This window comes from Dietzia sp. CQ4 (genome assembly GCF_014145125.1).
In the GTDB taxonomy this organism is placed as follows: Bacteria; Actinomycetota; Actinomycetes; order Mycobacteriales; family Mycobacteriaceae; genus Dietzia; species Dietzia natronolimnaea.
Genome location: NZ_JAALDZ010000040.1, coordinates 1 through 6,310 on the forward strand (window position 1 = coordinate 1; position 6,310 = coordinate 6,310).

General features: G+C 69.7%; 7 protein-coding genes and 1 pseudogene. 1 reads left to right on the top strand and 7 read right to left on the bottom strand.

Translation table 11 applies throughout. The features are described from left to right. Window positions 1-142: 142 nt before the first annotated feature. From G6031_RS03015 to G6031_RS03025, 3 genes are all read right to left on the bottom strand, one after another. On the bottom strand, window positions 143-541 hold the full coding sequence (locus G6031_RS03015) for a hypothetical protein (RefSeq protein ID WP_182652398.1): 399 nt from the start codon (window positions 539-541) through the stop codon (window positions 143-145). Further along, window positions 538-1,017, bottom strand: a complete 480-nt coding sequence (locus G6031_RS03020; RefSeq protein ID WP_182652399.1) for a hypothetical protein — start codon at window positions 1,015-1,017, stop codon at window positions 538-540. Before G6031_RS03020 ends, G6031_RS03015 begins: the two co-directional genes overlap by 4 nt. A gap of 254 nt (window positions 1,018-1,271) precedes the next feature. Next, entirely contained in the window at window positions 1,272-2,237 is a 966-nt protein-coding gene (locus G6031_RS03025) for a DUF4192 family protein (protein WP_182652400.1), read from the bottom strand. A 304-nt stretch (window positions 2,238-2,541) separates the two neighbouring features. Here G6031_RS03025 and G6031_RS03030 point away from each other — a divergent pair, with 304 nt between their 5' ends. Beyond that, on the top strand, window positions 2,542-3,054 hold the full coding sequence (locus G6031_RS03030; RefSeq protein WP_182652401.1) for a hypothetical protein: 513 nt from the start codon (window positions 2,542-2,544) through the stop codon (window positions 3,052-3,054). Window positions 3,055-3,058: 4 nt separating this feature from the next. Here G6031_RS03030 and G6031_RS03035 read toward each other — a convergent pair whose 3' ends face one another. From G6031_RS03035 to G6031_RS03050, 4 genes and pseudogenes are all read right to left on the bottom strand, one after another. Next, window positions 3,059-3,271: a hypothetical protein gene (locus G6031_RS03035; RefSeq protein ID WP_182652402.1), complete on the bottom strand. Its 213-nt coding sequence runs from the start codon at window positions 3,269-3,271 to the stop codon at window positions 3,059-3,061. A gap of 555 nt (window positions 3,272-3,826) precedes the next feature. Continuing rightward, window positions 3,827-4,093: a glutaredoxin domain-containing protein gene (locus G6031_RS03040; RefSeq protein ID WP_182652403.1), complete on the bottom strand. Its 267-nt coding sequence runs from the start codon at window positions 4,091-4,093 to the stop codon at window positions 3,827-3,829. A 7-nt stretch (window positions 4,094-4,100) separates the two neighbouring features. Continuing rightward, window positions 4,101-4,730, bottom strand: a complete 630-nt coding sequence (locus tag G6031_RS03045; protein ID WP_182652404.1) for a terminal protein — start codon at window positions 4,728-4,730, stop codon at window positions 4,101-4,103. A gap of 6 nt (window positions 4,731-4,736) precedes the next feature. Continuing rightward, window positions 4,737-6,310: pseudogene (locus G6031_RS03050) on the bottom strand (telomere-binding protein); the annotation flags it as partial.

Sequence of the window (6,310 nt, forward strand, 5' to 3'; positions counted from 1 at the left end):
AACGCCGCGCATCTTGCTGCCGTTTCGCCGCCCTCGCGCTGCGCGCATCGGCCGGAAGTGCAGGCGGTGAGGGCGGTGGGCGGTGCGGCCGGTAGGCGCAGAAGCCGCCCTGTAAGCCTCCCTCGTTGTTACTCGGCTGTGATCAAGCCTGGGCCGAGGTGCTCTCGGGGGAGCGCATCGGGCGGGCCGGGTACAGACACCGCACCATGCCCGCGGTGCCCGCCAGGAGCGCACACAGCGCCCACCCCAGGTGCGCCCCCGCCTCATCCCGGGAGACCAGCAGCATCGCACCGCACACATATCCGAACCCGCCGGCCAGCAGCGGCACCCGGCGACCGCGCCGCAGCCGAGAAGCCACGGCGAGCGCCACCGTGGACGCCACCACTGCGTACACCCCGACCGCGAACGAGAACACCTCCCCCGCCCCCGCTCCGCGCGCCGGAGCGCCCGCCACGATCACGGCAGTGGTCACGGCGATGAAGGCCCCGTAGCCCACGGTGCGCCGCCCACGCCGAAGCATCCCGACCACCCGTGTGATCACTGGGAGGCCTCGGTGACGTAGGCGTCCCGCAGCTCTGCACCGCTCATCAGATCCCCCAGCAGGCCCAGGTCGACCTCCCCGACGGCGTACGCGCACAGCAACGACCCCAGGGGGCGCCAGCGGCATGGCCCGTCACCGGGATCCTCTGCGTAGACGTGCCCGAGATAGATCGCCTGCCCCAGCGCGGCCGCACGGTCCACCTCGCCCGCCGCGCGGAGCGCTACCGCCTCCATCAGAGAAGGCATCACCGACCACGACGACGGGACCAACTCGGACACCTGCCGCCACACCGGCGCCCAGATCTCCGCCTCACCAGTGGTGCGCGGCACGACCGAATGCGCACGAACCACGCTCGGGTACTGCCCCAGCAGCACCGACACCAGCACGGCATCGGTGACCAGTGGGGGCGAGAACCGCGCCAGATTCCCCAACACATCCTCGACGAGCAGCCCGGCCTGGCCAGGATCCATCGCCAAGGCCAGGTCATACAAACGAACGTGAGCGGCCAACCGCTCAGGAGAGCGAACAGCGGACATAGGAACCCTCCCAGGGGCTCGGGGGCGGCGTGGTCATCACCGCCCGAAACGGACACCATCGACGCTAAGCCATACAGGCCCAGATCGGGCCGTGAGCAGGCACAGAACGCTGGCGCTTACGGTGCCGGGGCCGGGGGCGAGTGCACATGACGGCGGGGCCGCGCCGTGCGGTCGCGGCCCCGCCCGGGGACGGGCTACTCGAACGAGGCGCGGACCCTCTCACGCAGGGCGGGCCACACCTGCGCCGGATTCATCACCGGCGAGGACCGCAGCTCGTCCACCATGTCCAGCAAGGTCGACGTGACGCCGAACTGCCGCGCGACCTCCACGACCACCCCGGCCAGCGCCCCGGTCCCGCTGATCCAGTAGGCAAGGCCGCACACCGCCAGCACCGGCACCGCATCAGGACCAGCAAGACGAGTGGCAAGCCGCCGCAGCGCCTCCGACATCGCGGTCGCGTCCTCCCGGTCAATCGCCGCGATCAGAGCATCCCGCCGCGACCCGGTGAGGCACAGCGCACCCAGTAGGGCGGCGTCCTCATCGGACACCCTCCCCCCGGCCTGCCGGACTCTCGCCACCAGAGCGTCGGCCTCACCCAGCAACTCGGCGGGCGAATCGACCGCGCCAAGCCGCAAGTCCGCCTGCACGATGGGGCTGGCCAGCGCCGACCGCGCGCCCGCATCGAGCGGCTGATGCCTACGCAGCACATCCGCCCGCGTCTGCCGCGTGGCCTTCCCCACCGACTCATACGCGGCGAACTGGTCAGACTCATGCAGCGGCCCCGGCGCGACCTCGATGAACCCGCCCCCCTCCTCCGCGAACACACCATCACTGGTGCACGCCACGAGCAGGTGAACACGCACCGCCACGAGCAGATCGGCAGCCAGCGCGGCGGCCGTCTCCTGCGCCTTGTCCAACGGGCCGAACACCACCACGGCCACCGCCCCGGCGTCGGGCATCTGCGACACCATCGCCCGCACCGCCTCCGGGAACTCATCCCCGTACCCATCGAGGTCGGCGCGAGCGCCGACGAGCACACGGCCCGACTCCGGCTCCACGGACAAGATCACGACGGCATCGGTCGGGTAGAACGACGAGACCGCCGCGCTCGCAGCAGCAATAGACACCGCGTTGACGCGGTCACGGAAAAGCTCGGGCATGGTTCCCTCCCAGGGAATCGGGGGCGGGATGGTCGGCCCCGCCCGAATCGGACACCCAAAACATAGCCACCGACTACGACAAACACCGCCAACACAACGCGGCGATCACCAGCGCTTACGGTGCCGGGGTCCCCGGCCGGCGGGAGGGCGTGACCCGAGGCGCCGCAGAGGCTCCCGACCCCCCGTGCGTGCCGAACCCCAAGACCGCCACCCGAGACGCCGGCACTTACGGTGCCGGGGACTTCGGGGCGGTAGATTCGGATGCGCATCACACCCCGGCGGGCCAGACGACACAGGAGGAACCGTGCCGCTACTGACCGAGCCCTGGCGCCGGGCTAAGGGAACCGAGCTCGCACTACTGCCAGCTGTGCCCACCACCGACTGGATCATGGCTCACTCGCAGCTCGAGCTCGCCAAGGTCCTGCGCGACAACCTGGTCTGCCGCAACGACTACCCACCCAAGCAGTGGCGCCGATTCTGGGACCTGCTCGGCCTCGACGAACACCTCACAGACCGCGCCACCGCGATCCTCACTGAGTTCCAACACGCCTGCGAGACAGCCGACCCCGCAACCCTCGATGAGACCCAGGCTCGCCGGCTGCGGAAGTTCCGCATCCAGGTCCAGGACGGCCTTACCCGCCTCGCGCGCGCAGAGACCGCCCCCCTGGCCTGGGCAGGAACCCGGGCCGAAAGATTCAACGCTCCGGCACGCCAGGTCATCGACGAGCTGGTCACCGCAATCGACGACCACCGCGACACCCACGACGATGCAGCCCTTTACGCCGTGCTCAAGCGCCTGGACCTCGACCCCCGGTAGGCACTCACGCCGGCGGCAGCGAGACCAGGTAGTCCCGCGCCGGCGCCTGCGGCAACCAACACTGTGTCCGCCCACGCACAACCTGCGCCGCATCCGGAACCACCCGCCATGCGGCCACCACCTCAAGCAGCTCGGCCGCCCGCGCGGTCGCGGCGAAGTAGTTCGGCTCAAGGCGGGCCACCACGATCTGCCGGCCCCGCACAAGCTCACCGTGCATCCTCGACCGCTCCCGAACGACACGACACTGATGCACACGCCCGCCCCCGGCCCGGGCCACCACCACCAAGTGTGGCTGTAACCACCCCTGTGAGCTCCAGGCAGCGCTCCCAGACCGGCCCCGAGACTGGGCCAACCCCTGCGCCGCCTCACGGGCATGGGCCGCCTGCTGCAGCCGCCGCTCCTCCGTCCCCGCGGCCGGCACGATCAACCGGCCCACCACCTCCGGACGAACCGCTGCCCGCCGTCGACGCGGAGCCCGCATCCACCGGCGGACCGTGGCCGGCCGCACGCCGAGACCCGATGCCGCCGCCACGACATCGACACCACCCCTCGCCCGGACCCCATAGGCCGCCTCCAACACCTGCACCAAGTGGGCACCGGTCCACCGCGGCCGCGAGTCCCACCTCAGCGCCCTCTCCCCCGCAGAGCGAAACCAGGCAGCATCGTCCCTGGTAGCTGTCGTCATAGCTACAAACGGTAGACCGGAGACCGGACAGGGGCAGAGACCCGCCCACGGGCGCCCCGCCAAGGGCGTACTCGCGCCGTCCCCAAACTAGGCCGCGCGACTCATCGCCTTGGCCAGGGCGTCGATCCTGCGATCGCTGAACCCGGACCAGTGCTCGGGCTCTCCGTCGCGGTCGACCACCACCACGGGGGCGCCGAGATACCCCAGAGACATCACGTACTCGCGGGCCTGGTCATCGACACTGACGTCAACGACCTCATATGGCAGGCCGTGCTTGTCCAGACGCTTGTAAGTGGCATTGCACTGCACACACGCAGGCTTGCTGTAGACGGTGATCGAGGTCATGGCACTCATCTCCTGGTTACTCGCCCGGCTTGAGAGAGTCGAACTGCAGGCTGTCGATGGATTCGTATTCCCACCCGGTCAGGTAGTCCTGAGACCGGCTCGTGAGCCAGTCGGAGAACCCCTTGTCGCCGCCACGCTCGTAGGCATCCCACATCGCGTCGACCTGATCCGGGGTGAGCTTGAGCGGCACCGATCGGTACCGCAGGTAGTGCTGGCCGGCGTCGGCGAACCCGCTCATCCCACGAACGGTGAGACGGATTCCCTTCGTCTTGCCCTGGGCGAACTTCCGCGAGCGCCGCGCCTCGGCGACCATCCGCTTGCGCCCCTTGCGGGTCGTGGCGGCCTGCCGAGACGCTTTGCGCAACGCGGCCAGATGGTCGGCTCGAGGCGCCTTGATTCGCTGCTTCCCCTCCCCAGCGATCCACCGTTGCACCGTCCGCTGCGACACCCCCAGCCCGGCCGCCGCGGCCTTGGTATCGACCGGCCTGCCCTGCCGACCCTCACCGAACGCCGTCCGCAACATCGACACGATGTTGGTCCCCTTGCCCGAGACGTCGAACTCGACGTCCCGCCGCCCAAACAGCCCCTGAAACACGGACTGCCGGCGACCCGGGTCAGTGGCGAGCGAGCGCTTCTTGATGTCCATGGGGCATCACTCCAGCGGCTCGGTGCTCAACGAGCTCTTGCCGAGCCAGCGTCCGCTGCGCATGTCGTCGAGCTCCGGGTCCAGATACTGCAGGTGCTCGGACATCAACCCGGAGGCCTCCCACCGGAACTGCCCGAACCCGCGCCCGTAGCTCTTGTCCAACCCGGGCCAGGCCTTCACCGGATCCGGCTCATCCGAGGCGTACAGCAGAGTGTCCGCGGTGACCGCAAGCGGCCACACTCCCGAGTCGCGACCGATCTGCATGAACCGTCGCGTCAGGTTTGCCCTGGCCTTGGCCACAATCAGATGCCGCCGCTCAGGCGCGTACCCCTTGCGGCCCCGCCACAGCGCCTCGGACCCAAAGTTCCCGATGAGCCGCGTGTAGACGGTCTTGAGCTGGTCCCGTGCCGCCTGCTCGTCCGGATCCTCGGTGTCCAACGCAGCACGAGCGTCCCGCACCCGGGCGTACCACCCATCGAGCACTCGCGCGTGCCGCTTCCACACCCACGCCTGGTGGATGGTCGGGGAGAGTCCGAGCTCGGAAGCGATCTCCATCGTGGGAGTCGTCACCCACACCTGGCCGTCGTTTGCGTCGGCCCGGAGGTTGAGCGGGTGTGGCACTCGCCAGTCCTCCCACGACTCGCGATCAATGAGCCAGTACCCGGGCAGCTTCTTGTCGAAGACGACCGCTCCGTCGACGTGCTCGGGATCCCCGATACCCATTTCCAGACCCGCCACCGCTCCGGCGTATGAGCCACCCCGGTCAAAGGCGTGGACGAAGCGCATCCGGGATTCGTCCGAGGTGGGCTTGCGCACCCAGTTGTGGTCCGCCTCAACGTTCGGGATCTCCGCCGGCGGACACGGATCCGACGGGGCGAACGCCTCCTTGCGGTCCTTCACCCGGCACGCCGACGCCAGATCCAGGCCGGTCGTCTGCGCCGACACCTTGAACGGAAACTGCATGGCGTCGGCCAGCAGCTGCATCCGCCGCGCGAACACCGCCGGGCTCGGATCGTCAGCCAAGGTCGGCCACGTCGACGGATCGGCCTTGATCAGCGACATGAGCACGATGAACACCCCACGCCTGTCGCCCTTCCAGATCCTCGTCCACCGCGACAGCTGACCAGCAGTGCGACCGCCGAGCTCCCACCCGTCGGCCAGGGCCCCGTCAACCAGCGTCGACCCGGAAGTCTGCGCCGACATCTCGCCCAGCCACGCCGCCGGATCCAGCTCGTCGCTCTCGGGGTTGAGGTCGAACAACTCGAGCAACGCCTCGGGCGTCACCCACAGCTGGCCGGGCTCGCTGGTGCGCGGCGATGTAGCCGTACCGAGGTTCAACTCGTGCACCAGCTCGGCCAGGTGACCGGCGTGCTCGAGCCGCTCTGGCAGAGGGAGGCAGGTCCCGTCAGGCAGCCACACCCCATCGGTGTGCAGCACCGCCAGCGCCGCGGTGAACGGGCCGACCGCCCCTGCCGGCGAGCGCCGCGGCGCACGCGCAGGAGCAGATGGCTCGGGCGCCTTCGCCCGACCGTGAGCGCTTTTCGGCTCGGCGGCCGCCGGCGGCGTGGCGGTGTCGGTCT